Raw genomic sequence first — 25,456 nt, forward strand, 5'->3', positions numbered from 1 at the left:
CGGCACGGTATAGCGCATCTCCGTTACTCAGGAACGCAGATAATCATGAGTGATTCTCGCAGGATGCGTCGCGCTGTTGGTCAGCTTGCGGTGAGAGTCGGTGGTCATGCCGTTTGGGTCAGTGCGCTGATGTGTTGCGTACTGCTGGCGGGGATTTCCATCGGCGAAACGTTTATCCCCTGGCAGCACGTACTCAGCACATTGGCAAATCATCTTTTCGATACCCACTATCCTGTCGATGCACTGGATGCCGGGATCGTCTGGAACTACCGCCTGACCCGAGCACTGGTCTCAGCCAGCTGCGGCGCCTGCCTGGCTGTTTCCGGCGTAGTGTTACAGTCGTTGCTACGCAATGCGCTCGCCGAACCTTATCTACTGGGGATTTCTGCCGGAGCATCTACCGGTGCGGTGCTGATTGCGCTCACGGGACTGGGGGCTGGCATCATCAGTATGTCTTTAGGGGCGTTCATTGGTGCGCTGACGGCATTTCTGTTCGTTGCACTATTGGCGATGGCCGCTGGCGGTAAACAAGGTGGCGGGATTACAACCCAAATCATTCTTGCCGGGATCGCCAGTTCGCAACTGTTCAATGCGATTACGTCGCTTATCATCACCCGCTCAGCAAACGCCGAGCAAGCGCGCGGTATTATGTTCTGGTTGTTAGGCAATTTGAGCGGTGTACGCTGGCCCGATGTTGTCTTAGCTATTCCTACCGCTCTGGTCGGTATTGCGCTGTGCTTCTGTTATGTCCGCCACCTTGATGCGTTCTCCTTTGGCGCTGAATCCGCGGCATCGTTGGGTATTCCGGTCAAACGTACCCGCGCAGTACTGATTGCTGCTGTCACCGGTATGACAGCGATTATGGTCTCCATTGTTGGTGCGATCGGCTTTGTCGGTCTGGTGATCCCTCATGCCGCTCGTTTGCTGGTCGGCAACCAGCATCATCGACTGCTGCCGGTTAGTGCGCTTACCGGCGCCATTTTCCTCATTGTCGCCGATGTTATTTCCCGCACGTTACTACCCGGTCAGGTACTGCCAATTGGGGTGATCACGGCTTTAGTCGGCGCGCCTGCGTTTTCAATCATTCTGATAAGAGGAAACCAGAACAAATGACGGTAAACCTCGTACAGCCACTTGTTACCTCTGCGCAAGCCGTTATTGAAGCCTGCAATCTGCGTTGGAAGGTAAAGGGTAAGACGATTGTTGATGATATTTCTCTTCGCGTAACTCCCGGCGAGTTTGTCGGTATCATCGGTCCCAACGGCTCGGGCAAAACGTCACTGATTTCACTGCTGGCCGGTTTGCTGAAGCCGACTTCCGGGCACATCACTCTGCGGCAAAAAGCGCTCCAGCACTATTCGCGGCGTCATCTTGCGCAACAGGTGGCGCTGGTCGAACAACAGGCTGAAACCAGCGAGCGGCTTACCGCTTTACAAGCCGTTTCTCTGGGACGGACCCCCTGGCTTAGCCTGCTCACCCCCTGGTCTGCCAAAGATGACGATATCGTACAAACGATGCTGGAGAAGGTCGATCTCAGTGAATTCCAGCACCGCTGCTGGCATACCTTTTCCGGGGGAGAAAAACAGCGCCTGCATATCGCACGGGCGCTGGCGCAGCAGCCTCAATTGTTGCTGATGGATGAACCCACCAACCATCTCGACATTCAACATCAGATTGGCCTGCTGAGTCTGGTTAAACGTGAAAAGCTCACGGTGATTGCTGCTCTGCACGACCTTAATCATGCCGCGATGTTCTGCGATCGCATCATCGTAATGACCTCCGGACATATGGCGATGCAGGGTAAACCTTGCACCGTTTTTACCCGCGAAAATCTCCATGCCTGGTTTGGTATCGACGCCATTGTCGAACATGAAGCGGGTAGTGAAAACTGTTTTATTCGTTATCAAAGACCTGATGAATTTTAAGGAAGAATCGATGAAATACCTCAAATAGAGTCTGAAAGTTTTGTGTTTACTCGCCCTCGCCTCTTCAGCCTTCGCGCAAACTCACGAAGTGTTGATGAAGAATCGTGGGTCTGCGGGGCCGATGGTCTACGAGCCGGATTATCTGGAGATCCAACCCGGTGATACGGTGAAGTTTATCCGTAAGCATAAGAGCCACAACGCGGCTTCAATTGCTGAATTGTCTCCGGCTGACTATCCCGGTTTCATGGGAAAAATAGATGAAGAGATCGAGGTGACTTATGACAATCCTGGATTTTACGGCATCAAATGTTCACCGCATTACGCTCAGGGCATGGTGATGATGATTAAGGTTGGCGATACCACGTTACCGGACAGCTATCGGGCATTCAAAGCGCCGGGTATTGCTGATAAGCGCTTTCAGGAAATTTACGCGCGTATCGACAAACAATAATCCGCATTACTCTGGGAGAAATACAAGGTGGCAGATAAAAAACTTGCAGATGGCGAAATCCAGGAACAGCGTCGGGAATGCCTGTGTAAACTGACGAAATTCGTCGGCGCGGCGGGCGTCGCGGCTGCCGTGTGGCCGCTGGTTTCGGCCTTAAGCCCGGATGAGAAAACGCTAGGGGAAAATGAACCGATTGATGTTTCTCTTGCGGGTGTTGCTGCTGGACAAACCATCAGGCGCATATGGCAGGGAAAGCTGATTCTTATTCACCACCGCACGCAGGAAGAGATTGTCGCCGCCAGAAATACCGACTGGCATACGCTTATTGACCCACAGTCTGACAGCGAGAGGGTCTCTGCCGTTCATCCCCAATGGCTAGTGGTTCAAGGGTACTGTCCACATGCCGGATGTGTCCCCAACGCCCAGCCGGGAGGGCTGGGCTGGATTTGTCCGTGCCACGGCTCGGAATTTGATACCTCCGGGCGCGTGACGCGCGGCCCCGCAACGGCCAACCTGGCAATCCCGGATTACGCCTTTCATTCTGATGGTCAGATCGTGCGTATCGGCACTAAGGAAGCCTGACATGATGAGTGAGCGCGTCTATTCGCTTCGCTGGCGAATTCCTTTTCCTCGTTCGATTGCCGGACTCTGGCTGTTCGCTATCGGCGCAATCCTGCTGGTTATGCTCGGCGTGCAGATCCTGACAGGTATCGTACTGGCGATGTTTTACGTGCCGACAGCCGGGCTGGCATTTGACTCCATTATTCATATTATGCGTGCGGTTCGCCATGGAGAACTGATACGCAATATGCATGCTATTGGCGCATCGCTCTTTTTCTTTGCCTGTTATCTGCATATTTTTCGCGGTATGTACTACAACGTGTACCGCAAGCCCTGGACAACAATGTGGTTGATTAGCGTCACGCTGTATATCCTCCTGATGATAACCGCATTTCTTGGTTATAGTCTTATCTGGGGGCAAAAAAGCTACTGGGCGGCAACGGTCATTACTCGCTTTGCCCAGGCCATTCCGCTAGTGGGTGATACGTTATACGCATATTTAGTCGGTAGCCATACGCCGGGAACACCGATGCTTGGCCGCTTTTTTGTTATCCACTTTATTCTTCCTTTTGTGATTGTCGTGGCAACGGTTTTTCATATACGTACCGTACAGTCAGCGTTTGCCCAAGCGATGAAAAAGAGGTTCAGCGAGAAAGAGTCCAGGAGCCTGTTGTTCGATTACCAAATTACCGATCTCGATGCCATCAAAATCACCCTTTTTATGATGCTCTTCGCCTGGTTTTTATTCTTTGCTCCGCACTATCTGAGCAGCGCCGATAACTTTATTCCCGCAGACCCAACGATTACACCGGCAATTGTTGCGCCAGAATGGTATTTCCTTCCCTTCTTCTCCATCTTGCGCTGCTTCCCGAATGAATTCGTAGGACTAGCCGCGATGTGCGGTTCGATACTGATTTTCTATTTTCTTCCCTGGCTTGATACCTCCCGGGCTCGTTTTCGCCATTACAGCAAGCTGGTCAAATGCGGATTCTGGCTGTGGGTCATCAATGCCTGCTTTTTAGGCTGGTTAGGATCGAAAGCGCTGGTTGGCCCCGACCTTCTTGACGGTTTTCGTAACGAAGAAGGTTGGATACGTGCCGCGTCCCAGCTTTCGACGCTGATTTGGTTTGCCTGGTTTTTAATCGTATTACCTTGCCGTCGTTTTCTGGAAAAACAGGACTGATAATGAAACGACTATTGAAATTCAGTGTTCTGTGTTTTTCTCTATTGGGACTGGGCTCCACCTATGCGCAAGAAACCACGCCTGAACGACAGGAATGGAGTTTCAGCGGCATCAATGGCCAGTATGATAAAGAGCAGCTTCGGCGTGGTCTGCAGGTTTATGAAGAGAAGTGTCGCGCTTGTCACGGCATGAAGCACCTTACCTTTCGAACCTTGACCAGATCCGGCGGCCCGGAACTCACGGAAGAAGAAGCAAGAAGTATCGCTAACGGCTATCAGTTTCCTGAGATTCAGGATGACGGCCAGATGGGTGAGCGGGACGGGACGCTAAATGACAGCTTTATATCGCCATATTTAAACGAGCGGGAAGCTCGATACCTTAATAATGGCGCAGAACCTGTTGACCTGAGCTATATCGTCCGCGCCCGCTCATACGATCGTGGATTTCCGCAATTCCTGTTAGATGCTTTTCTGCCCTACACGGACCAGGGAGCTGATTACGTCTACGCACTACTCACCGGCTATCTGCCTGACGATCCCGAACTGAAGGCTAACCGCTATTTTCCGGGCGGCGTGATTAACATGCCGAAACCGCTGAATAGCGGAGAGATCCAATGGAGTCCGGCGTCACAGAAAGCTGAAACTGAGGAGCAATACGCCAGGGATGTTACCGCCTTTCTGGCATGGGCAGCCGATCCGGCGCTCTCTGAACGAAAACAGCAAGGGAATTACGTTATGGGCTATCTGGCTATTATGCTGGGGCTGCTATGGATATTACGACGAATGAAGAGACGTTCGCTCATGTAGGTCTTGCGAGGCGGGGGATTACTCAGTTCACCAGCATTCAACCGGTCAGCAGCACTGTTGCTCTTGCGCGACTAAGACGAGTAAAGGAAGACAAAATATAAACCGAGCAAAACGAAAAAACCCCAAGCTATTTGATAGCTTGGGGTTTATGTTTGGCGGAAGCGTAGAGATTCGAACTCTAGAACCCTTTCGGGTCGCCGGTTTTCAAGACCGGTGCCTTCAACCGCTCGGCCACGCTTCCAATGAGGCGCACTATAAACATCCCGAACGGGCCTGTAAAGCACCAATGTGTTCGTTTGCCTGAAAAACAGCCAAAATATTGTTAATCGACTGAAATAACAACAGATTGACCATTTAATCAGCACAAATACCAGCTACAACGCTTAATGTTTTTTGATGTACATATCTTTGGTGTAGTAATTTCCCCGGTTATCCGGCGCAAATCCCCCCACCCACGGCTTCACCAGATGCGTGCGGACATAGTGGTAAACCGGAATCGCAGGGACATCATCACCTAAAAGATCTTCAGCCTGCTGATAGTATTTGCCTCGTTCTTCCAGTGAATTTGCTTTCGCCGCATTACGCATCGCTTCATCAAAGGCGGGATTGCTGTACTTGGTAGTATTCTCGCTATCACCGGTACGGAAAATATTGAGGAAACTTGAAGCATCATCATAATCGGCTATCCACGCATAGCGCACGACGTCAAAATTACCGGTGTGCATAGTGTCCAGCATGGTTTTCCATTCCTGGTTTTGCAGCTTCGCCTCGACGCCAAGGTTTTTCTTCCACATCGACGATGCGGCAATCGCAATACGCTGGTGCGTTTCGAAGGTGTTGTAGAGCAAATTCAAGCTAAGCGGATGCTCAGGACCAAAACCGGCTTCAGCAAGCAGTTTTTTGGCTTCAGCAATACGTTTTTCGAGCGGCCATGACGCATACTCCGGTGCATGCAGTTTCACCCCACCTATTTCCGGCTGGCTGATAACCCACGCTGCTCGCTGTCCCTGCCCCATCACCTTTTGCGCAATGATGTCTTTATCCAACGCCATATTCAGCGCCCGGCGCACGCGCGGATCATTAAACGGCGCGCGGGTTGTATTGAACTGATAGTAATACGTTGAAAGCTGAGGAGAGACATGCAGTTCATCGCCCATCGTTTTTTTCAGTTGGGCGAACTGATTGACCGGTACGCTATAAACAATGTCGATTTCACCGGCCTTATAGCGATTTACGTCAGCAGACTCTGAGCTGATGGGCAAATAAGTAACTTTATTAATAACCGTATGCCGATCGTCCCAGTAATGTGGGTTACGCTCGGCAACGATGCGCTCATTGACCACCCATTGCGATAGTTTGTACGGCCCACTGCTGACAAAATGTTCTGGTCGGGTCCACTTGTCGCCAAAACGCCCAATCAGAACTTTATCCAGCGGCACCAGCGATGGATGCGCCAGCATCGCCAGAAACGCCGCCGTCGGTTGCGTCAGGGTAATTTCCAGCGTGGTATCATCCAGGGCTTTGACCCCTAGTGTAGCGGGATCTTTATTCCCTTGGGCAATATCAACCGCATTCGCAACATGCATATTGCCCAGATACGAAGCATAAGGTGAAGCCGTTTGCGGCGAGACCAGACGCTGCCAGCTCCAGACAACATCCTGTGCGGTAATCGCAGAGCCATCAGACCAGGTAATGCCCGGACGTAAATGAAAGGTCCAGATAGTATTGTCTTTATTCTCCCAGGATGCCGCAAGGCGGGGCTCGATAGACCCATCCTGCTTGACAGCAACCAGACCGTCGAACATATCGCTGATTAAATTAAACTCAACGTTGCTTTCGACTTTATGCGGATCCAGCGATGCCGGCTCACTGCCGTTATTTCTCACCAGTTCCTGCTTTTCAGCCAATGCTGTTCCTGCGGGAACATGAGCTGCCCATGCCGCGCCGTTTATTGATATCACACAGGCGGCCAACAGCGTAAACGTAAATACCTTCGATTTGTGTTGAGTCATTCCCTGCACCTTATTGTTCTGTTTTGTGATGACACCGCAATCACTCATAAAGGGATACAGTAAATAACGCAATATTTTTCAGTGACCTATAAGATGTCGATCTGACATTTTCAAACAATAAGTGGTAACATCTGATTTAGGCACTTTTGCTGAAATAAAATGCTTAAGTCTGGCGGGTTAAAATGCGTAAAGATGGGTAAAATCGCTGTGTCATTACCCGTGATTTCATTATCCTCCGTCATTAATTACATCTGTCATAAGAGAGTGACTCATGGATCGTATTATTAGTTCTTCGCGCGACCGTACATCGCTACTCAGCACGCATAAAGTGCTGCGCAATACCTATTTTCTGCTCAGCCTGACGCTGGCGTTTTCTGCCATCACCGCAACGGCAAGCACCGTGCTGATGCTGCCATCCCCGGGTCTAATCCTGACGCTGGTGGGTATGTATGGTCTGATGTTCCTGACATATAAAACTGCGGATAAGCCGGTCGGAATTCTGTCTGCTTTCGCATTCACCGGCTTCCTGGGCTACATTCTGGGACCGATTCTGAACACCTACCTGTCTGCAGGCATGGGTGATGTTATCGGTATGGCGCTGGGCGGCACTGCTCTGGTCTTCTTCAGCTGTTCTGCCTATGTGCTGACCACCCGTAAAGACATGTCCTTCCTCGGCGGTATGCTGATGGCAGGTATCGTGGTGGTGCTGATTGGTATGGTTGCGAATATCTTCCTGCAACTGCCAGCTCTGCATCTGGCCATCAGCGCGGTGTTTATTCTGATTTCTTCAGGCGCTATCCTGTTTGAAACCAGCAATATCATCCGTGGCGGTGAAACCAACTACATCCGTGCAACGGTCAGCCTGTATGTTTCGCTGTACAACATCTTCGTCAGCCTGCTGAGCATTCTGGGCTTCGCCAGCCGCGACTAAGTTGTCAACTCGCACTATCCAGCCCCGCTTATGCGGGGCTTTCTTTTTTGGTAAACTGCCGCCAGTTTGACTAACGTAGTGACGAATTATGTTGATCTTTGAAGGTAAAGAAATCAGTACCGATAGCGAAGGCTATCTGAAAGATACCACGCTGTGGAGCGAGCCGCTGGCGGAGAAAATCGCCGAAAACGAAGGCATTACGCTCTCCGCAGAACATTGGGAAGTGGTGCGTTTTGTCCGCGATTTTTATCTGGAATTTAATACCTCCCCCGCTATCCGCATGCTGGTAAAAGCGATGGCCAACAAGTTTGGCGAAGAGAAAGGCAACAGCCGTTATCTCTACCGCCTGTTCCCGAAAGGTCCGGCCAAGCAGGCGACTAAAATTGCCGGCCTGCCGAAACCGGTGAAATGTATTTAATAACGGATACTAAATCCCTTTAGCTCGTCGCCAGGACGATGGGGTTCGCTGAGAACTCTGTCTACCCTGGCGCTTCGCGGCCCCCCGGCTTTCAACCACTTCATCAGTTGTTCCACCCGGTCACTTTCACCGCAGGCGACAACCTCTACGCTGCCGTCATCCATATTCTTCGCGTATCCGGTCAATCCCAGCCGTTGTGCTTCATGCTGGGTGGTGTAGCGAAATCCTACCCCCTGAACCCGGCCATAGACCCAGGCGATTATGCAGACTTTCGACATTGCGGTTCTCCTTATCATCACAGCGCGCGTTGCAAATATGCGTAAAACTCAGGACAATGGCGCCCATTTCTTTGAATTGACAGAATAGTAAATTATGAGTGTACGTTTAGTGTTAGCCAAAGGGCGCGAAAAATCATTACTGCGCCGCCATCCGTGGGTATTTTCCGGTGCTGTCGCACGTATGGAAGGTAAAGCCAACCTCGGTGAAACCATCGATATTGTTGATCATCAGGGTAAATGGTTAGCACGCGGCGCGTACTCACCCGCGTCGCAGATCCGCGCACGCGTCTGGACATTTGACAAGTCTGAGTCCATCGATATTGATTTCTTCACCCGTCGTCTGCAGCAGGCGCAGACATGGCGTGACTGGCTGGCGAAAAAAGACGGTCTGGACAGCTACCGTCTGATCGCCGGCGAATCCGATGGTCTGCCGGGTGTCACCATTGACCGCTTCGGCAACTTCCTGGTGTTGCAGTTGCTCAGTGCGGGGGCTGAATACCAACGCGCCGCGCTGATTAGCGCTCTGCAAATTGTTTTCCCGAACTGCGCCATTTATGACCGTAGCGATGTTGCGGTGCGTAAAAAAGAAGGTATGGAGCTGACTCAAGGGCCAGTAACGGGCGAGCTTCCGCCAGCACTGCTGCCAATTGAAGAGCACGGCATGAAGCTGCTGGTTGATATTCAGCATGGTCACAAAACCGGCTACTACCTCGATCAACGCGATAGCCGCCTGGCCACGCGTCGTTATGTGGAAAATCAGCGTGTGCTGAACTGTTTCTCTTATACCGGTGGATTTGCGGTTTCAGCATTAATGGGTGGCTGCCGTCAGGTCGTCAGCGTTGACACCTCTCAGGAAGCGCTCGATATTGCCCGCCAGAACGTGGAACTGAACAAGCTGGATCTGAGCAAAGCTGAGTTCGTGCGTGATGATGTGTTCAAACTTCTGCGAGCTTATCGCGATCGTGGTGAGAAATTCGACGTCATCGTGATGGATCCGCCGAAATTTGTCGAAAACAAAAGCCAGTTGATGGGCGCCTGCCGCGGCTATAAGGACATCAATATGCTGGCTATTCAGTTGCTCAATCCGGGCGGCGTACTGCTGACTTTCTCCTGCTCTGGGCTGATGACCACCGATTTATTTCAGAAAATCATCGCTGATGCCGCAATAGATGCTGGTCGTGATGTACAATTTATAGAGCAGTTCCGTCAGGCCGCCGATCACCCGGTGATCGCTACCTACCCGGAAGGGCTGTATCTCAAAGGGTTTGCCTGTCGCATCATGTAACTTGAAAAGTGGAATATTACCCTTACATAGAGGGTATCTATTTCCCGGGAGGTGACTATGATTGCCAGCAAATTCGGTATCGGCCAGCAGGTCCGCCATTCCCTGTTAGGTTACCTCGGAGTGGTCGTGGATATCGACCCGGAATATTCGCTTGATCAACCGTCAGCCGATGAGTTGGCGGTTAACGACGAACTTCGCGCCGCTCCCTGGTATCACGTGGTGATGGAAGACGATAATGGTCTGCCAGTACATACGTATCTGGCCGAAGCACAACTGAGTAGCGAGCTACAGGAAGAACATCCGGAGCAACCGTCGATGGATGAACTGGCGCGAACAATTCGAAAACAGCTTCAGGCCCCGCGCCTGCGCAATTGATGCAAACACAGACCCGATTAGCTAATCGGGTCTGTGCGTTTTGTTCGGCTACAGATCAACCTTACTTAGCCAGTCCCAGCCGCGGGATCTCAATCGCCGGGCAACGATCCATCACCACCGTCAACCCTGCATCACGAGCCAGTACGGCTGCTTGCTCGTTAATCACGCCGAGCTGCATCCATAGGGTCTTCGCGCCGATGGCAATTGCCTCCTGAGCAACACCCCACGCCGCTTCGGAATTACGGAAGACATCTACCATATCCACTTTCTCTGGTACATCTGCCAGCGTCGCATAGCCCTGCTGCCCCAGCAATGTTTTTCCGGCAACTTTCGGTGAAACAGGAATAACGTGATAGCCCTGATCGAGTAAATATTTCATAACCCGATAGCTTGGGCGATCGGGTTTATCGCTTGCTCCCACCAGTGCAATCGTGCGGGTCGTTGTCAAAATGCCAGCAATATCGGTCTCTTTCATCGTTTTCCTCCAGGCTGTTTAGCAAAGTGTACGACAAACCGGACTTTGCGACCATTCATCCCATACTGGCGCATGAGAGCTAAACTCAAAAATATGTCTATATGTTAGTAAACATGATTATCGAAAAATTTAGATACATCTTATACAGATTTTTTCTGGACAGGAGAAACCTATGAAAGCCGGCATTGTGACAGCCTTAATTGCCCTGTGTTTGCCGGTAACCGTTTTTGCTACCTCTCTACGTCTGTCTAATGATATTGACCTTCTGGTGCTGGACGGAAAAAAAGTCTCCAGCTCATTACTGCGTGGTGCCGAAAGTATTGAGCTGGAAAATGGTCGACACCAGCTCGTGTTTCGCGTAGAAAAAACCATTCGCCTGTCCAGCCACGAAGAACGTCTGTATATTTCGCCCCCGCTGGTCATCAGCTTTGATACCCAACTCGTCAGTCAGGTTAATTTTCACCTGCCACGTCTGAGCAACGAGCGAGATGCAACGCATTTTGATGATGCCCCACGCGTAGAACTGCTGGATGGGGATTCCATGCCTATACCGGTTAAGCTGGATATTCTGTCAATCACATCCACCGCAAAAATCGTAGATTATGAAATGGAAACAGAGCGCTATAACAAAGCGGCTAAGCATGCGTCTTTACCGCAATTTGCCACGATGATGGCCGATGACAGTTCGCTGCTTTCCGGGGTATCTGAACTGGACCGCGTGCCGCCTCAGTCGCAAACGCTGACTGAGCAACGCTTAAAATATTGGTTTCAACAGGCTGACGCACAAACGCGAAGTAACTTCTTACAATGGGCTGAGAAACAGCCCCCATCGTGACATTTATGTTCGTATACGCATTTTTTTTGTCTTTCTCTTGCAGCGTCAAGTGCTTCCAGTACTCTGTAACAAGGTTAACTTGGGAGCTGTACTATGGAATTAACGACTCGCACATTACCAGCGCAGAAACATATTGCGTTGGTCGCACACGATCACTGCAAAAAGATGTTGATGAGCTGGGTTGAACGCCACCAGCCATTACTGGAAAAACACGTTCTGTATGCTACAGGAACAACAGGAAATTTAATTCAACGCGCGACAGGAATGGACGTCAACGCCATGCTGAGCGGCCCGATGGGGGGTGACCAGCAGGTGGGTGCGCTAATTTCAGAAGGGAAAATTGATGTGCTGATTTTCTTCTGGGATCCGCTCAACGCCGTTCCCCACGATCCTGATGTCAAAGCCCTGCTACGCCTGGCCACAGTCTGGAACATTCCGGTCGCCACCAACGTGTCAACGGCTGATTTTATTATCCAGTCGCCAAACTTCAACGACGCAACGGATATCTTGATCCCGGATTACGCCCGTTATCTTGCAGAACGCCTCAAATAAATGCTAAGCAGGCGGCAACTGCCGCCTGCTTTTCAGGGTTTCCGGGTCACCGGAACGTCTAATTGCTTAAGCTCATCAACAAAACATGATGGCGCGTCTTTGCTAAACAGTAGCCATACCCGATGTCGTGCACGCGTTAGCGCCACATACAGCAACCGCCGCTCTTCAGCATCAGGAAAATCTTCAACAGCCGGGAGTAACGCCTCTTCCATAATCGACTCGCGAGCCGGAGCCGGAAAACCGTCATTCCCGTCATGAAGCCCCATAACAATGACGTAATCCGCCTGCTGCCCTTTGCTGGCATGAATAGTCATAAAATCCAACTGCAGCTTGGGCCAGCGGGTGGTCGCTTTGTCCAGGCTGGCTGGCTTCAGATGATGGTACCGCGCCAGCACCAGAATTCTCTCTTCAGCTTTCACAAAACCCGACAGCTTATCCAGCAACAGATCTAACTGACTTTCATCGAGCAACGTGACTGCTTTTTTATCACCGGTCGTCAGACTGTTCAGCGGTTTCGTGAGCTGATGTGGGTTTTGCTGGATAAACTGGTTTGCGACTTCGCCAATCCGGCTATTAAAACGGTAAGTCGTATCCAGATTACAGCTATCGCCCTCACCAAAATTTTGCTGGAATGCGGTCGTCAGAGAAAGCTGTGCTCCGCTGAACCGGTAAATGGCCTGCCAGTCATCTCCCACGGCAAACAGCGTGGTCTGCGAGTTTTGCTTTCGCAAGGCGGCTAACAGGGCGGCGCGCTGAGGGGAAATATCCTGAAATTCATCGACCAGAATATGTTTCCACGGACTGATAAACCGCCCCTTCTCCAGAATGACAATAGCCTGATGGATCAACCCGGAGAAATCGACGGCATTCTCATCCTTCAGGGCACTCTTCCAGGCCTTGAGCAGCGGCGCCATTAGCTTTATGCGTTTACTGAACAGATCGCGGATCTCCTCCGGAGCATTAGCAATCATCTCCGCCTGTGCTCCACCATGCATCCGCATCAAACTAACCCAGCGATCCAACCGGGAGGCCAGACGGCGCTGTAATTTTTCGTCATCCCAGAAGTTACCTTCGGGTACAGACCACTGCATTTCTTCTTCTAACCATTGTCGCCAGCCTTTAGCCTGAGCCTTTTTCTCACTGCACTGCTGACGCCAGGTCGTTATAAAGAGTTTACTGCGAGCGGCGGCATCATTTTCCAGCTTGCTCACTGTTGGAACTTTTTTGCTACCTTGCGAAATAATGTACAACGCCAGTGAATGGAACGTCCGCGCAGTGACCTCGTCCGTATGCAGACGCTCACGAATGCGGTCATCCATCTCCTGGGCTGCTTTGCGTCCAAACGCCAGCAACAGGATCTGTTCAGCCGCCGCCTCTCCTCGAGCAAGCAGCCAGCCCGCACGGGCGACCAATACGGATGTTTTGCCGCTTCCGGCCCCCGCAAGAACCAATAAGGATTGCTCACCGTTCACTACCGCACGCGCCTGAGCCGGATTCAACGGCGAAGATTCAATATGCTGGAAAAACTCAGCATACTCTTCCAGCATTGCCTCGGTGTACGCCTGATTGTGCTGTAAGCGGCAGGCTTCAATGTCCTTCAACCACGCCTGGCATTGACGTAACGCCTCCCGGCAATTTTCAAATTCTTCCAGCCGATTAACCGGGAGCGGTAAAGCAGCAAAGGCACGGCGAATCTGCTGCTGCAACCCTGACGTTTGTTCGCGCGTCAGCCATTTACTTTCACTAGTACGCGCCGCTATCGCATCCAACTGCTGCTGTAAAACCCCCGCAGCAACGTCACTCATTTCCTGGCTCCACTGCTGCCAGAGTGCATTCAAATGATGATGAAAGCGCTGGGTTTCCGCCCACTCTGTACCGTGAAGACGAACCACCTTCTCATCCGGGAGTACAAACTCCAGCTCGCCCCACACCAGACCACGTTTGCAATGAATAGCCAGTAACTGATTGAAGGGAATAAGATACTCGTGGCGATCGCCGGAAACTTTAATCCCGGCATTGAGAATAACGGCCCGATCGTAAGGGTGTTGTGCCAGACGTTTTCCAAGAGAAGTAGCTTTCAGTTCCATAAGACTCAAGCGGATCCACACGAAGAGGTTTGCTTATCAGTGTAACCGCCAGAGAAAACGTGCTCCAGCCCAAAAAAACGTTACAATTGCCGAATTCACAGAAAACCAGAGTTAACCGAGGGTTTATGCGTACTGTTCTGAATATTTTAAATTTTGTGCTTGGGGGGTTCGCCACCACCCTGGCCTGGTTACTGGCAACGCTGGTCAGTATCGTGCTTATTTTTACTTTACCCTTGACCCGTTCATGCTGGGAGATAACCCGACTTTCGCTGTTTCCCTATGGCAACGAAGCGATACATGTCGATGAACTGAATCCGGCCGGTAAAAGCGTCCTGTTGAATACCGGCGGCACCGTGCTCAATATTTTCTGGCTGATTTTCTTCGGCTGGTGGTTGTGTCTGATGCACATTGTCTCTGGTATTGCTCAGTGCATAACGATTATTGGTATTCCGGTTGGCATTGCGAACTTTAAAATCGCTGCTATTGCGCTCTGGCCGGTGGGTCGCCGGGTAGTTTCAGTAGAAGTTGCCCGTGCAGCGCGTGAAGCCAATGCACGTCGTCGCTTTGAATAATCAGGACCAATGGCCTTTATGTTAAGTCCTCTGCTCAAACGCTATACCTGGAACAGCACCTGGTTGTACTACGTGCGGATTTTTATCGCGCTATGCGGTACAACGGCGCTGCCCTGGTGGCTGGGTGACGTCAAGCTGACCATCCCCCTCACGCTAGGTATGGTCGCTGCCGCACTTACCGATCTCGACGATCGTCTCGCGGGCCGACTGCGCAATTTAATCATCACGCTGGTGTGCTTTTTTATTGCCTCAGCCTCCGTTGAACTGCTCTTCCCATGGCCCTGGCTGTTTGCTATTGGGTTAACGCTTTCCACCAGCGGTTTTATTCTGCTGGGGGGATTAGGCCAGCGCTATGCAACCATCGCTTTTGGCGCGTTGCTGATCGCCATTTACACGATGCTGGGCACCTCGCTTTACGATCAGTGGTATCAACAACCAATCCTGCTGCTCGCGGGCGCTATCTGGTATAACCTGCTGACGCTCACCGGACATCTTCTGTTTCCCATCCGCCCCTTACAGGATAATCTTGCACGCAGCTACGAACAATTAGCGCACTACCTGGAACTGAAGTCGCGTCTTTTTGATCCCGACATAGAAGATGAAAGCCAGGCGCCGTTGTATGATTTAGCCCTCGCTAATGGGCAACTGATGGCAACGCTAAACCAGACCAAAGTGTCGCTGCTGACTCGCCTGCGCGGTGACCGTGGACAACGGGGAACACGTCGCACGCTACATTACTATTTTGTGGCGCAGGATATTCATGAACGCGCAAGCTCCTCACATATTCAGTATCAAACGCTACGCGATCATTTCCGTCACAGCGATGTGATGTTCCGCTTCCAGCGGTTGATGTCGATGCAAGGACAAGCCTGTTCACAATTGTCTCGTTGTATTTTATTACGTACGCCTTACCAGCACGATCCGCACTTTGAACGCGTCTTCACCCATATAGATGCCGCACTTGAGCGCATGCGTGCCAGTGGTGAGCCTGCAGATCTGCTCAATACGCTGGGATTCTTACTATCGAACCTGCGGGCTATCGATGCGCAACTGGCCACCATTGAGTCTGAACAGGCTCAGGTACTCTCGCGCAATGAGTCTGAAAATCAGCTTGCTGATGACAGTCCCCATGGATTCAGTGATATCTGGTTACGCCTGAGCCGTAATTTCACCCCAGAGTCCGCACTGTTTCGCCATGCCGTCCGCATGTCGTTAGTGCTCTGTGTTGGTTATGCCATTATCCAGGTAACCGGCATGAATCACGGATACTGGATCTTGCTGACCAGCCTGTTTGTCTGTCAACCAAACTACAATGCCACCCGACATCGCCTGGCGCTCAGGATTATCGGCACGTTGGTTGGGATTGCCATCGGTTTACCGATCCTGTGGTTTGTGCCCTCTTTAGAAGGGCAGCTAATACTTTTAGTGATCACTGGTGTACTGTTTTTTGCCTTTCGCAACGTCCAGTATGCGCATGCCACCATGTTTATCACGCTGCTGGTATTACTGTGCTTTAACCTGCTCGGCGAAGGCTTTGAGGTTGCGCTGCCGCGTGTCATCGATACGCTAATTGGCTGTGCTATCGCCTGGGCGGCTGTCAGTTTCATCTGGCCAGACTGGCGTTTTCGTAATCTACCACGGGTAATTGAGCGGGCGACTGACGCTAACTGCCGCTACCTTGATGCAATTCTCGAACAATATCATCAGGGTCGTGATAATCGCCTGGCCTACCGTATCGCTCGCCGTGACGCGCATAACCGTGATGCTGAACTCGCCTCCGTGGTGTCAAACATGTCGAGCGAGCCGGATGTGACGGCCCAAACCCGCGAAACGGCGTTCCGTTTACTGTGTCTCAACCATACGTTTACCAGCTATATTTCTGCGCTTGGCGCACATCGCGAACAGTTGACCAATCCAGACGTTCTGGCATTGCTGGATGACGCTGTTTGCTATGTTGATGATGCCCTTCACCATCAACCCGCTGACGAGCAACGCGTATACCAGGCGTTAGAAGGGCTGAAGCAGCGAATTCAGCACCTGGAACCACGCCCGGACAGTAAAGAGCCTCTGGTCGTTCAGCAAGTTGGGTTATTGATCGCTCTGCTCCCGGAAATCCGGCGATTACAGCAGCAAATTGCCGTACTACCTTCTAATACCCCGGTTCCGGCGTAAGAGAACTTACCCACTCCACCAGCTCCTGGCGACGCGTCGCCGGGAGCGCGGCTTCGTGTATCCCCCCTACCGCGCCTTCAAGGGCATAGAGTACTTTTACCGTCAGAGCCGGGTTATTTTGCCGAAGTTTCAGCCAGCACATTTGTGCTCCCAACGACCGCATTGTCCCCTCATCTTTAATTCCAACTTCATTCAGCAGAGTCTCCAGATGAAACGTCATATTCGGCAATTCCCGCAGACGATGCTGGGTAAAGCGACTCTGTTTTTCCTTAACCGCTGCATCCAACGAATATCGCGATAACGACACCAGTTGCTGCTGGTTTTGCCACAGGGCATCATTCACCTGGTAATAATTAAGTACAAGAGGACGTCCTCGCTTAATAAATGTCAGCCAGACAGGAGAATTTTGTACACAATACTGGGCGCTCTGCTCACAGGCGCGAAGATACAACTCACCATTGGCGACCATGGCAAAGACAGTATCGCCAACCGTCAGACTGTAGCCACCAAACAGTGAGCGATAGTGAATTGTCCCCAGAGAAGCCAGATATTCCTGCGATTTATAGATCCGTGCATAAGAAAGCTCTTTCATAAAAATCCTTTTTAAATCATAACGTAAGCAAATGATTTTCAATAGCGGATCCGTTAATGACGAAAATAGGCAACTTATGCGTATGGGGCAAGATGAATTTTATTTTTCCCGTGACGATGACTAAAAATTGCGAACCTGTTTCCGAAAATAAGGTTGATCTTTGTTGATAGCAGGGTTACTGTATATCCATACAGTAACCCACAGGGCTGGATTGATTATGTACACTTCAGGCTATGCAAATCGTTCTTCGTCGTTCTCTTCCGCATCAAGCAACATTGCGCGCGTTTCATCAGAGAACGCAACCGCTGGGCTTATCAGTGAAGTAGTCTATCGCGAGGACCAGCCCATGATGACGCAACTACTGCTGCTTCCTCTGCTGCAACAGTTAGGGCAGCAATCACGCTGGCAGCTGTGGCTGACGCCTCAGCAAAAATTAAGCCGGGAGTGGGTGCAGTCAGCCGGACTTCCATTGACAAAAGTAATGCAGATTAGCCAACTCTCCCCCTGCAATACGCTGGAATCGATGATCCGTGCGCTGCGCACAGGTAATTACAGTGTCGTTATCGGCTGGCTGGCAGAAGAATTAACGGAAGATGAACATGCCGAGCTGGTAAAAGCGGCTAATGAAGGAAATGCGATGGGTTTTATCATGCGTCCTGTTTGCGCACAGTCACTTGCGGGGAGACAGCATTCCGGGCTAAAAATTCACTCGAATTTGTATCATTGAGTAAAATTAGGATTTATCCTGGAATTTTTTTTCATGCTTCAATTTGCCTTTGAGCTTTAACGCGTTTTTCGTCCGAACGCCTGTCTCAAGCGGTTTTCAGGAAATCCTCAGTGCATTTAGTCATCAATAAATGTTAAATATTATGTATACAAGCCTTTTTTTTTCATATGCCTGACGGACTTCACACTTGTAAGTTTTCAACTACGTTGTAGACTTTACATCGCCAGGGGTGCTCGGCGTAAGCCGCAGATATCGGTAGAGCAACTATTGAACTGGTCCCCGGGTGAAGGATTTAACCGTGTTATCTCTCTTCGGAGATATTCATGGCGAATTTTGGATGATAACGAGGCGCAAAAAATGAAAAAGACAGCTATCGCAATTGCAGTGGCACTGGCTGGTTTCGCTACCGTGGCGCAGGCCGCTCCGAAAGATAACACCTGGTACGCTGGTGCTAAAATGGGCTGGTCTCAGTACCATGATATTGGCAACAACCAGATCAACAACGCCGGTCCGACCCACGAAAGCCAACTGGGTGCCGGTGCGTTCGGTGGTTATCAGGTTAACCCGTACGTTGGTTTTGAAATGGGTTACGACTGGTTAGGCCGTATGCCGTACAAAGGCTACACCGACCAGACTCATCAAAACGGCGCTTTCAAAGCTCAGGGCGTTCAGCTGACCGCTAAACTGGGTTACCCAATCACTGACGATCTGGACGTTTATACCCGTCTGGGTGGTATGGTTTGGCGTGCAGACGCTAAAAACAACGAAGGCTTCAAAGACCACGACACTGGTGTATCCCCAGTATTCGCTGGTGGCGTAGAGTATGCAATTACTCCTGAAATCGCTACCCGTCTGGAATACCAGTGGACCAACAACATCGGTGACGCGAACACCGTTGGTGGTCGTCCGGATAACGGCCTGTTGAGCGTTGGTGTTTCTTACCGTTTCGGCCAGCAGGAAGAAGCAGCTCCAGTAGTTGTTGCTCCGGCTCCGGCTCCAGAAGTACAGACCAAGCACTTCACTCTGAAGTCTGACGTTCTGTTCAACTTCAACAAAGCAACTCTGAAACCAGAAGGCCAGCAGGCTCTGGACCAGATGTACAGCCAGCTGAGCAACCTGGATCCGAAAGACGGTTCCGTAGTGGTTCTGGGCTTCACTGACCGCATCGGTTCTGACGCTTACAACCAGGGTCTGTCCGAGAAACGTGCTCAGTCCGTTGTTGATTACCTGATCTCTAAAGGTATTCCTTCTGACAAAATCTCTGCACGTGGCATGGGTGAATCCAACCCAGTTACTGGCAACACCTGTGACAACGTGAAAGCTCGCGCTGCACTGATCGACTGCCTGGCTCCGGATCGTCGTGTTGAGATCGAAGTTAAAGGCATCAAAGACGTTGTAACTCAGCCTCAGGCTTAAGTTATCGTCTTATAAAAAAACCCCGCTATGCGGGGTTTTTTTCATCTGTTTCCACTCAAAACAAGCCTCTTGTTACACCAGCCAACCGCTAGTCTTTTCCCAGCAACGCCTGTAAATCCTGTTTCAATGTCGACATTTTGTTCGCGTACTTCTCTTTATGCTCTGCGTCTTCAATCAGCTGCACTATAGTTTCAGAAAACGTTTTTCCACGCCGCTGCGCAAGACCAGCCAGACGCTGCCAGACCATAAACTCCAGATCGATCGATTTCTTACGCGTATGTTGATGTTCTGCATTAAAGTGCCGCTTACGCCTCGCCCGGATCGTTTGCTTCATACGATTGAGCAGTGCAGGGTTCATGTATTCTTCAATCCAGGCGTTGACCCGAACCGGTTCATTTTCGAGGGTTAGCAACAAATCAACGGCTTCTTTGGCAGCGCTGGCTTCCACATAGCGGGTAATCAACTCCCCCTCGCGATGCTTCTTCACCAGGTACTTCCATTTCCATCCGCTTTCAAGATTTTCAAGTTGTTGATATTTCATTGCGATCTCAATGTTACCGTGTAACTCTTATCAGAATATCAGCTTTTTCGGCATCTGAAGAAAAGAATATCCAGCCTGTGAACTGCCGCGCGTCATCACAACCGTTTCGCGGCGCTTTCCAGGTGTTTAGTGGTGAGGGTTACGGTATAATCTCGTTTTTTACAACAGACTAAAAAACATCAACTTTGACCATTACGAAACTTGCATGGCGTGATCTGGTTCCTGATACCGACAGTTATCAGGAAGTATTTGCACAGCCGCACGTCACTGACGACACCGACACCTTACTTAGTGATACTCAGCCACGTTTACAATTCGCGCTAGAGCAGCTTCTTCAGCACTGGACTACATCCTCGTTCATGTTGGTGAAAGCACCGGAGGAGCTTGAGTATCTCAACCTTATTGCAAAGGCTGCACGTCCCTTACACACGGATGCAGGAAGCCTGACTGGCGGTCATTACGACATCTCCGGTCACACTATTCGTTATCGTACAGCTGAAAAAGCGGAAGACAATTTTGCGACATTGACGCAGGTGGTCAGCGCTGACTGGGCCGAAGCCGAACAACTGTTTGGCTGTCTACGTCAGTTCAATGGCGAAATTACGCTGCAGCCAGGTCTGGTACATCAGGCCAATGGGGGGGTGCTGGTTATCTCATTGCGCACGCTGTTGGCCCAACCTCTGTTGTGGATGCGTCTGAAAGCCATTGTCAGCCACGAGCGTTTTGATTGGGTGGCTTTTGATGAGTCTCGCCCACTGCCTGTCTCTGTTCCGCCTATGCCGCTTAAACTGAAAGTGATTTTGGTGGGTGAGCGTGAATCGCTGGCGGATTTCCAGGATATGGAACCAGAGTTGGCTGAGCAGGCCATTTACAGCGAGTTTGAAGATAATCTGCAGATAGTGGATGCCGAAACCATGACGCAGTGGTGTCAGTGGGTCACGCATACTGCCATGCGCAATAATTTGCCTTACCCCGCTCCTGATGCCTGGCAGGTTTTGATCCGTGAAGCCGTTCGCTATACCGGTGAACAGGATACATTGCCTCTTAACCCGCTGTGGATCACCAGACAGTTCAAAGAGGTGGCCCCGTTATGCGAGAGCGAAACCTGCAACGCTGAGCAGTTCAGCCTGATGCTGGCTCAGCGCGAATGGCGTGAGGGATTCCTGGCTGAACGCATGCAGGATGAAATTCTGCAAGAGCAGATCCTTATCGAGACAGAAGGCGAGCGTATTGGCCAGATCAACGCCTTGTCGGTGATTGAGTTTCCCGGCCACCCACGCGCATTTGGCGAGCCTTCTCGTATCAGTTGCGTCGTGCATATTGGTGACGGCGAGTTTACGGACATTGAGCGCAAAGCCGAGCTCGGCGGAAATATTCATGCCAAGGGTATGATGATTATGCAGGCTTTCCTGATGTCGGAACTCCAGCTTGAGCAGCAAATCCCCTTCTCTGCCTCGCTGACCTTTGAGCAATCTTACAGCGAAGTGGACGGTGACAGCGCGTCTATGGCAGAACTGTGCGCATTGATCAGCGCCCTCGCCGACGTGCCTGTTAATCAAAGTATCGCCATTACCGGTTCTGTCGATCAGTTTGGTCGGGCGCAACCTGTCGGTGGTCTGAATGAGAAAATTGAAGGTTTCTTCGCCATCTGCCAGCAGCGTGAGCTGACGGGCACGCAGGGCGTTATCATTCCTTCGGCTAACGTCAGACACCTCAGCCTGCATCCCGCGCTGCTACAGGCCATAGAAGAAGAAAAATTCACTATCTGGGCGGTGGACGACGTAACTGATGCGCTGCCACTGTTGTTAAATCTGGTGTGGGATGGCGAAGGCCAGACAACGCTGATGCAAACCATTCAGGAGCGTATTGCCACGGCTACGCAACAGGAAGGTCGTCACCGTTTTCCATGGCCGCTACGTTGGCTGAACTGGATTATTCCGAACTGATCGGACTTGTTCAGCGTACACGTGTTAGCTATCCTGCGTGCTTCAATAAAATAAGGCTTACAGAGAACATGGTAGATAAACGCGAATCCTATACGAAAGAAGACCTTCTTGCCTCTGGTCGCGGTGAACTGTTTGGCGCAAAAGGGCCACAACTGCCAGCACCAAGCATGCTGATGATGGACCGTGTCATCAAGATGACCGAAACCGGTGGCAACTTTGACAAAGGTTATGTTGAAGCTGAACTGGATATCAACCCAGACCTGTGGTTCTTCGGTTGTCACTTTATCGGCGATCCGGTGATGCCGGGCTGCCTGGGTCTCGACGCCATGTGGCAGCTGGTTGGATTCTATCTCGGCTGGCTGGGCGGCGAAGGTAAAGGCCGTGCGCTGGGCGTAGGTGAAGTTAAATTCACCGGCCAGGTTCTGCCGACTGCGAAGAAAGTCACTTACCGCATTCACTTCAAACGTATCGTTAACCGTCGCCTGATCATGGGCCTGGCTGATGGTGAAGTGCTGGTTGATGGTCGTCTGATCTACACCGCAAACGATCTGAAAGTGGGTCTGTTCCAGGACACTTCCGCGTTTTAATCCAGGACTGCGTAGCAGCCAGACATTAACGTTTCTCCGTTTTATCTGGTGTGCAAAAAGGCGAAACCTCCGCTCTGCGGAGGTTTCTTTTATCTAAAGAGACAGAATCAGGCCATTAAAACCCTATCCCCCATGGCTTCTCGCCAGCCTCCCAGCCAGTATGACCTCTGATTCAGCGTCTGATAGGGACACATTTCTTTTGAGCGTCCGGCAATGCCGGCCTGATATCCACGTTGATGTGCCCGTTCCAGGCGATCTCGTTTTTGTCTCTTCATGCCTCGTTTCCCTCATTTTTTGGTCTGGTGGAAAAGAAAACAGTGATTACTAAGTGTGCAATCACACTAAACGAATACCCCTAAACATTAGGCTCGTCAATGCGCAAAATTCACGCCAGTGTCATATTTGTGAGCTAGCCTCTAAATCATTTGTACAAAAATAGTCATTCAGAACAGCTATCTCCACGGCTAAAAAAATAAAAAAACCGCCCCGGGCAGTGAGCCAGGGGCGGCATAATTTACAATTATTTAAGCTTATGGGATGCGTTTCAGCTCTTGAGCAATAGCCGTCGCTTCCTGACTCCAGGCGTTGGCAAGAACCTTCACCATCTCATCGTAGCCGTCTTTAGTCTGTACAGCTTCGATGTGGAATGGACGTTTGATCAGTTGTCCCTGATGATTCAGCAACCATTCTCCACTCACGATAACCTTACCATCGTAACGACCGTGGAAGCCGGTTACGGTGACGTTCAGCGTGTCCTGAGTGCTTCCCAGCGGCTGCGAAGCAACAACCCAGCCAGGCAACTGCATGCTGAGGTTAGCAACCAGCGTATTGCGCAATTGCTGATCTAATGGGCTGGCCCAGAGATTATTATTGGCTATAACATATTGCACATCGCTGGTCTGGTAAACCACCCCATTACCGGCCAGATAATCAGGTACCGCAATCTGTTCAACCCACAGCAGACGGTTTCCCTGATTGGCGGAGCTCTGCACACCGCCTTGTGCGATAGGGAGCTGGTAATAGCTTTTATTCTCTCCGCTGGAGCTGCATGACGTCAGCCAGACCGCCATCATCACCACTAGCCACTTTTTCATTGTTTCGCCCTCTTCGGCTCTGGATCTTTTTTGTCCTTCGCTTCAAATACCAGCGCATTACTCTTATCGTTCAGCGTTTTCAGTACCGGTTGCAGTTCACGTAGCACCTGATCAAGACGCTGCATATCTGCCACCATCTTGTTGTAGGCCGCGGAACCAGGCTGGAAGCCCTGCATGCTACGATTTAGTTCACGCAGCGTGTTCTGCATATCCGCCGGAAGATCCTGCATCGACTGGCTGGACGTGATCTTGTTCATGTTATCCAGCGTGGTTTGCAGATGCTTCATCGTGCGCTGGCTTTCCGACAGCGTATTGGTTGCCTGCTCAATCATCGGGTTCAGCGGCAGATTATTAATCTTATCCAACGCTTCCATCAGACGCTGTTGGATCTGCGCCAGACCACCGCTCACGGTCGGAATAATTTGATAACCATTAAATTCACGCACACCAGTAATCGGCGGCTCTTTCGGGTAGAAGTCGAGATCGACATACAGCGCGCCGGTCACCAGGTTCCCGGTTTTGAGCGATGCCCGTAATCCGCGTTTAAGCAATTCCGCCAGATGAGCACCAACATCAGTATCTTCGCCCAGCTGCGCCTTCAGACGTTCTGGTTCGATGCGTACCAGCACCGGAATGCGGTAATCATTGTTGAACACCTGGCGCATATTCGGTGAGAAGAAAGGTACTTTACTCACCGTACCCAAGCGGATGCCACGGAATTCCAGCGGCGCACCAGGCTGCAGGCCACGAATCGAATCTTTAAAGAACATCAGATAATCGATATGATCGGTATACAGTGAATCCTGAATACTTTTTTGATCGTCATAAAGATTAAACGCTGACTGTTGTGCGACCGGCTCGCCCTGCTCTAAACCTTCTGGCACATCAAAACTTACACCACCGCCAAACAGCGTGGAGAGCGAACCCATTTCTACGCGCATACCTGCTGAGGTAAGATCTACGGCGATCCCGCTGTCTTTCCAGAAACGCACATTACTGGTCACCAGACGATCGTTAGGCGCATTAATGAAAAGCTGATAGCTGATCGTACGCTTTTGCGCATCAAATGTGCTGGTTTCAACCGAACCTACACGATAGCCGCGAAAAAGCACCGGATCGCCCGGACTCAACTGACCGGCTTTTTTGCTGTCCAGAATCACACGGATCCCTTTTGCATCTGGCGGGGCCAGCGGCGGTGAATCCAGCAGTTGGTAATTTTCCAGCTTACTGCCTTTATTGCCAGGCTGCAGTTCAATATAAGCCCCGGACAATAGCGTGCCGAGCCCACTTATACCTTCACGTCCAACCTGCGGCTTCACCACCCAAAAGACAGAATCTTTATGCAGCAGCTTTTCCATTCCGGAGTTAAGACGCGCTTTAATCTCCACATGGGTCAGATCATCCGTCAGGGTTGCGCTCTCAACAATGCCGACGTCTACACTGCGGCTCTTAATCGTCGTTTTGCCCCCTTCAATACCTTCGGCATTGGTGGTAATAAGCGTGACCTGTGGCCCCTGATGACTGTAGTGATAAAACAGAACCCACGCGCCAATGAGTGCAGTGACGATAGGAAATATCCACACGGGCGACCAGTTTTTTACCTTTTGCACTTTGGCTTCCCCGCTTTTAGATTCCATG

27 protein-coding genes and 1 tRNA gene are annotated in these 25,456 nt (G+C 51.0%); 18 read left to right on the top strand and 10 right to left on the bottom strand.

The features are described from left to right. The first annotated feature begins 45 nt into the window (after positions 1-45). The 6 genes from SK33_RS15005 to SK33_RS15030 are packed head-to-tail and all read left to right on the top strand — an operon-like array spanning position 46 to position 4,923. Positions 46-1,113, top strand: coding sequence for a FecCD family ABC transporter permease (locus SK33_RS15005; protein ID WP_032948951.1), 1,068 nt, complete (start codon positions 46-48; stop codon positions 1,111-1,113). Further along, the gene (locus SK33_RS15010) at positions 1,110-1,925 is read left to right on the top strand and encodes an ABC transporter ATP-binding protein (protein ID WP_032948950.1); all 816 of its coding nucleotides are present in this window, start codon (positions 1,110-1,112) and stop codon (positions 1,923-1,925) included. Before SK33_RS15005 ends, SK33_RS15010 begins: the two co-directional genes overlap by 4 nt. A gap of 31 nt (positions 1,926-1,956) precedes the next feature. Further along, positions 1,957-2,376 carry a pseudoazurin gene (locus tag SK33_RS15015; protein ID WP_048219151.1) on the top strand — a complete coding sequence of 140 codons (420 nt, stop codon included), beginning with the start codon at positions 1,957-1,959 and terminating at the stop codon, positions 2,374-2,376. Between the two features lie 27 nt (positions 2,377-2,403). Then, positions 2,404-2,955 carry a ubiquinol-cytochrome c reductase iron-sulfur subunit gene (gene petA / locus SK33_RS15020; RefSeq protein WP_003846882.1) on the top strand — a complete coding sequence of 184 codons (552 nt, stop codon included), beginning with the start codon at positions 2,404-2,406 and terminating at the stop codon, positions 2,953-2,955. A gap of 1 nt (position 2,956) precedes the next feature. Further along, the gene (locus SK33_RS15025) at positions 2,957-4,117 is read left to right on the top strand and encodes a cytochrome b (protein ID WP_048219152.1); all 1,161 of its coding nucleotides are present in this window, start codon (positions 2,957-2,959) and stop codon (positions 4,115-4,117) included. 2 nt (positions 4,118-4,119) lie between these two features. Continuing rightward, on the top strand, positions 4,120-4,923 hold the full coding sequence (locus tag SK33_RS15030) for a cytochrome c1 (protein ID WP_032936279.1): 804 nt from the start codon (positions 4,120-4,122) through the stop codon (positions 4,921-4,923). A gap of 153 nt (positions 4,924-5,076) precedes the next feature. Here the strand turns inward: SK33_RS15030 and SK33_RS15035 are convergent. Together SK33_RS15035 and SK33_RS15040 are read right to left on the bottom strand one after the other, a co-directional pair. Continuing rightward, positions 5,077-5,164: transfer RNA gene (locus SK33_RS15035), tRNA-Ser, on the bottom strand. Between the two features lie 142 nt (positions 5,165-5,306). Beyond that, on the bottom strand, positions 5,307-6,935 hold the full coding sequence (locus SK33_RS15040) for an ABC transporter substrate-binding protein (RefSeq protein WP_046671318.1): 1,629 nt from the start codon (positions 6,933-6,935) through the stop codon (positions 5,307-5,309). Positions 6,936-7,206: 271 nt separating this feature from the next. Between SK33_RS15040 and yccA the strand changes: the two genes are divergently transcribed. Together yccA and tusE are read left to right on the top strand one after the other, a co-directional pair. Beyond that, complete coding sequence (gene yccA / locus SK33_RS15045; RefSeq protein WP_003035917.1) at positions 7,207-7,866, top strand: FtsH protease modulator YccA; 660 nt, start codon at positions 7,207-7,209, stop codon at positions 7,864-7,866. A gap of 88 nt (positions 7,867-7,954) precedes the next feature. Beyond that, entirely contained in the window at positions 7,955-8,284 is a 330-nt protein-coding gene (gene tusE / locus SK33_RS15050) for a sulfurtransferase TusE (RefSeq protein ID WP_003035914.1), read from the top strand. Here the strand turns inward: tusE and yccX are convergent. Further along, on the bottom strand, positions 8,281-8,562 hold the full coding sequence (gene yccX / locus SK33_RS15055) for an acylphosphatase (RefSeq protein ID WP_003035911.1): 282 nt from the start codon (positions 8,560-8,562) through the stop codon (positions 8,281-8,283). The genes tusE and yccX overlap by 4 nt on opposite strands. Before the next feature lie 94 nt (positions 8,563-8,656). Here yccX and rlmI point away from each other — a divergent pair, with 94 nt between their 5' ends. After that, positions 8,657-9,847 (top strand): 23S rRNA (cytosine(1962)-C(5))-methyltransferase RlmI, encoded by a 1,191-nt coding sequence (rlmI, locus tag SK33_RS15060; RefSeq protein ID WP_048219153.1) that lies wholly within the window; start codon positions 8,657-8,659, stop codon positions 9,845-9,847. Between the two features lie 57 nt (positions 9,848-9,904). Then, entirely contained in the window at positions 9,905-10,222 is a 318-nt protein-coding gene (gene hspQ, locus SK33_RS15065) for a heat shock protein HspQ (protein WP_003035905.1), read from the top strand. Between the two features lie 61 nt (positions 10,223-10,283). Here the strand turns inward: hspQ and SK33_RS15070 are convergent, their stop codons facing one another. Further along, positions 10,284-10,697, bottom strand: coding sequence for a CoA-binding protein (locus tag SK33_RS15070; protein ID WP_003035903.1), 414 nt, complete (start codon positions 10,695-10,697; stop codon positions 10,284-10,286). 172 nt (positions 10,698-10,869) lie between these two features. Here SK33_RS15070 and csgI point away from each other — a divergent pair, with 172 nt between their 5' ends. Further along, the gene (csgI, locus tag SK33_RS15075) at positions 10,870-11,532 is read left to right on the top strand and encodes a curli synthesis inhibitor (RefSeq protein ID WP_003836835.1); all 663 of its coding nucleotides are present in this window, start codon (positions 10,870-10,872) and stop codon (positions 11,530-11,532) included. 93 nt (positions 11,533-11,625) lie between these two features. Beyond that, the gene (gene mgsA / locus SK33_RS15080; RefSeq protein ID WP_003035897.1) at positions 11,626-12,084 is read left to right on the top strand and encodes a methylglyoxal synthase; all 459 of its coding nucleotides are present in this window, start codon (positions 11,626-11,628) and stop codon (positions 12,082-12,084) included. A gap of 32 nt (positions 12,085-12,116) precedes the next feature. On the opposite strand, the gene helD is transcribed toward mgsA, so the two are convergent. Next, positions 12,117-14,171: a DNA helicase IV gene (gene helD, locus SK33_RS15085; protein ID WP_048219154.1), complete on the bottom strand. Its 2,055-nt coding sequence runs from the start codon at positions 14,169-14,171 to the stop codon at positions 12,117-12,119. A 125-nt stretch (positions 14,172-14,296) separates the two neighbouring features. On the opposite strand from helD, the gene SK33_RS15090 reads away from it, so the two are divergent. Both SK33_RS15090 and yccS read left to right on the top strand, forming a co-directional pair. Beyond that, a complete protein-coding gene (locus SK33_RS15090) occupies positions 14,297-14,743 on the top strand; it encodes a YccF domain-containing protein (RefSeq protein ID WP_003035892.1) in 447 nt (148 codons plus the stop codon). A gap of 18 nt (positions 14,744-14,761) precedes the next feature. Continuing rightward, the gene (yccS, locus tag SK33_RS15095) at positions 14,762-16,915 is read left to right on the top strand and encodes a YccS family putative transporter (protein ID WP_032941200.1); all 2,154 of its coding nucleotides are present in this window, start codon (positions 14,762-14,764) and stop codon (positions 16,913-16,915) included. Here yccS and SK33_RS15100 read toward each other — a convergent pair. Beyond that, entirely contained in the window at positions 16,893-17,507 is a 615-nt protein-coding gene (locus SK33_RS15100) for a TfoX/Sxy family DNA transformation protein (protein ID WP_003035889.1), read from the bottom strand. The genes yccS and SK33_RS15100 overlap by 23 nt on opposite strands. Before the next feature lie 217 nt (positions 17,508-17,724). Here SK33_RS15100 and sulA point away from each other — a divergent pair, with 217 nt between their 5' ends. After that, positions 17,725-18,234: an SOS-induced cell division inhibitor SulA gene (gene sulA, locus SK33_RS15105; protein ID WP_032948945.1), complete on the top strand. Its 510-nt coding sequence runs from the start codon at positions 17,725-17,727 to the stop codon at positions 18,232-18,234. 357 nt (positions 18,235-18,591) lie between these two features. Further along, positions 18,592-19,650: a porin OmpA gene (gene ompA / locus SK33_RS15110; protein ID WP_003836839.1), complete on the top strand. Its 1,059-nt coding sequence runs from the start codon at positions 18,592-18,594 to the stop codon at positions 19,648-19,650. 88 nt (positions 19,651-19,738) lie between these two features. Here ompA and matP read toward each other — a convergent pair whose 3' ends face one another. Continuing rightward, positions 19,739-20,191, bottom strand: a complete 453-nt coding sequence (gene matP, locus SK33_RS15115) for a macrodomain Ter protein MatP (RefSeq protein ID WP_048219155.1) — start codon at positions 20,189-20,191, stop codon at positions 19,739-19,741. A 185-nt stretch (positions 20,192-20,376) separates the two neighbouring features. On the opposite strand from matP, the gene SK33_RS15120 reads away from it, so the two are divergent. Further along, a complete protein-coding gene (locus tag SK33_RS15120) occupies positions 20,377-22,137 on the top strand; it encodes an AAA family ATPase (RefSeq protein WP_003035878.1) in 1,761 nt (586 codons plus the stop codon). A 68-nt stretch (positions 22,138-22,205) separates the two neighbouring features. Continuing rightward, complete coding sequence (fabA, locus tag SK33_RS15125) at positions 22,206-22,724, top strand: bifunctional 3-hydroxydecanoyl-ACP dehydratase/trans-2-decenoyl-ACP isomerase (protein ID WP_003035875.1); 519 nt, start codon at positions 22,206-22,208, stop codon at positions 22,722-22,724. A gap of 107 nt (positions 22,725-22,831) precedes the next feature. Here fabA and rmf read toward each other — a convergent pair whose 3' ends face one another. The 3 genes from rmf to pqiB all read right to left on the bottom strand — a co-directional run bounded on the left by rmf (position 22,832) and on the right by pqiB (position 25,455). Continuing rightward, on the bottom strand, positions 22,832-22,999 hold the full coding sequence (gene rmf, locus SK33_RS15130; RefSeq protein WP_003035871.1) for a ribosome modulation factor: 168 nt from the start codon (positions 22,997-22,999) through the stop codon (positions 22,832-22,834). Positions 23,000-23,254: 255 nt separating this feature from the next. Further along, on the bottom strand, positions 23,255-23,818 hold the full coding sequence (gene pqiC / locus SK33_RS15135; protein WP_003035868.1) for a membrane integrity-associated transporter subunit PqiC: 564 nt from the start codon (positions 23,816-23,818) through the stop codon (positions 23,255-23,257). Then, on the bottom strand, positions 23,815-25,455 hold the full coding sequence (pqiB, locus tag SK33_RS15140) for an intermembrane transport protein PqiB (protein ID WP_003836843.1): 1,641 nt from the start codon (positions 25,453-25,455) through the stop codon (positions 23,815-23,817). Before pqiB ends, pqiC begins: the two co-directional genes overlap by 4 nt. Between the last annotated feature and the right edge of the window lies 1 nt (position 25,456).

The sequence above is a fragment of the Citrobacter sp. MGH103 genome (assembly GCF_001034475.2).
Classification (GTDB): Bacteria; Pseudomonadota; Gammaproteobacteria; order Enterobacterales; family Enterobacteriaceae; genus Citrobacter; species Citrobacter freundii.

Bases quoted from the DNA above. Each gene is read 5' to 3' on its own strand.
- SK33_RS15005 (WP_032948951.1), top strand. From the start codon at position 46: ATGAGTGATTCTCGCAGGATGCGTCGCGCTGTTGGTCAGCTTGCGGTG.
- SK33_RS15010 (WP_032948950.1), top strand. From the start codon at position 1,110: ATGACGGTAAACCTCGTACAGCCACTTGTTACCTCTGCGCAAGCCGTT.
- SK33_RS15025 (WP_048219152.1), top strand. From the start codon at position 2,957: ATGATGAGTGAGCGCGTCTATTCGCTTCGCTGGCGAATTCCTTTTCCT.
- SK33_RS15030 (WP_032936279.1), top strand. From the start codon at position 4,120: ATGAAACGACTATTGAAATTCAGTGTTCTGTGTTTTTCTCTATTGGGA.
- SK33_RS15040 (WP_046671318.1), bottom strand. From the start codon at position 6,935: ATGACTCAACACAAATCGAAGGTATTTACGTTTACGCTGTTGGCCGCC.
- yccA (WP_003035917.1), top strand. From the start codon at position 7,207: ATGGATCGTATTATTAGTTCTTCGCGCGACCGTACATCGCTACTCAGC.
- tusE (WP_003035914.1), top strand. From the start codon at position 7,955: ATGTTGATCTTTGAAGGTAAAGAAATCAGTACCGATAGCGAAGGCTAT.
- yccX (WP_003035911.1), bottom strand. From the start codon at position 8,562: ATGTCGAAAGTCTGCATAATCGCCTGGGTCTATGGCCGGGTTCAGGGG.
- rlmI (WP_048219153.1), top strand. From the start codon at position 8,657: ATGAGTGTACGTTTAGTGTTAGCCAAAGGGCGCGAAAAATCATTACTG.
- hspQ (WP_003035905.1), top strand. From the start codon at position 9,905: ATGATTGCCAGCAAATTCGGTATCGGCCAGCAGGTCCGCCATTCCCTG.
- SK33_RS15070 (WP_003035903.1), bottom strand. From the start codon at position 10,697: ATGAAAGAGACCGATATTGCTGGCATTTTGACAACGACCCGCACGATT.
- csgI (WP_003836835.1), top strand. From the start codon at position 10,870: ATGAAAGCCGGCATTGTGACAGCCTTAATTGCCCTGTGTTTGCCGGTA.
- mgsA (WP_003035897.1), top strand. From the start codon at position 11,626: ATGGAATTAACGACTCGCACATTACCAGCGCAGAAACATATTGCGTTG.
- helD (WP_048219154.1), bottom strand. From the start codon at position 14,171: ATGGAACTGAAAGCTACTTCTCTTGGAAAACGTCTGGCACAACACCCT.
- SK33_RS15090 (WP_003035892.1), top strand. From the start codon at position 14,297: ATGCGTACTGTTCTGAATATTTTAAATTTTGTGCTTGGGGGGTTCGCC.
- yccS (WP_032941200.1), top strand. From the start codon at position 14,762: ATGTTAAGTCCTCTGCTCAAACGCTATACCTGGAACAGCACCTGGTTG.
- SK33_RS15100 (WP_003035889.1), bottom strand. From the start codon at position 17,507: ATGAAAGAGCTTTCTTATGCACGGATCTATAAATCGCAGGAATATCTG.
- sulA (WP_032948945.1), top strand. From the start codon at position 17,725: ATGTACACTTCAGGCTATGCAAATCGTTCTTCGTCGTTCTCTTCCGCA.
- ompA (WP_003836839.1), top strand. From the start codon at position 18,592: ATGAAAAAGACAGCTATCGCAATTGCAGTGGCACTGGCTGGTTTCGCT.
- matP (WP_048219155.1), bottom strand. From the start codon at position 20,191: ATGAAATATCAACAACTTGAAAATCTTGAAAGCGGATGGAAATGGAAG.
- fabA (WP_003035875.1), top strand. From the start codon at position 22,206: ATGGTAGATAAACGCGAATCCTATACGAAAGAAGACCTTCTTGCCTCT.
- rmf (WP_003035871.1), bottom strand. From the start codon at position 22,999: ATGAAGAGACAAAAACGAGATCGCCTGGAACGGGCACATCAACGTGGA.
- pqiC (WP_003035868.1), bottom strand. From the start codon at position 23,818: ATGAAAAAGTGGCTAGTGGTGATGATGGCGGTCTGGCTGACGTCATGC.
- pqiB (WP_003836843.1), bottom strand. From the start codon at position 25,455: ATGGAATCTAAAAGCGGGGAAGCCAAAGTGCAAAAGGTAAAAAACTGG.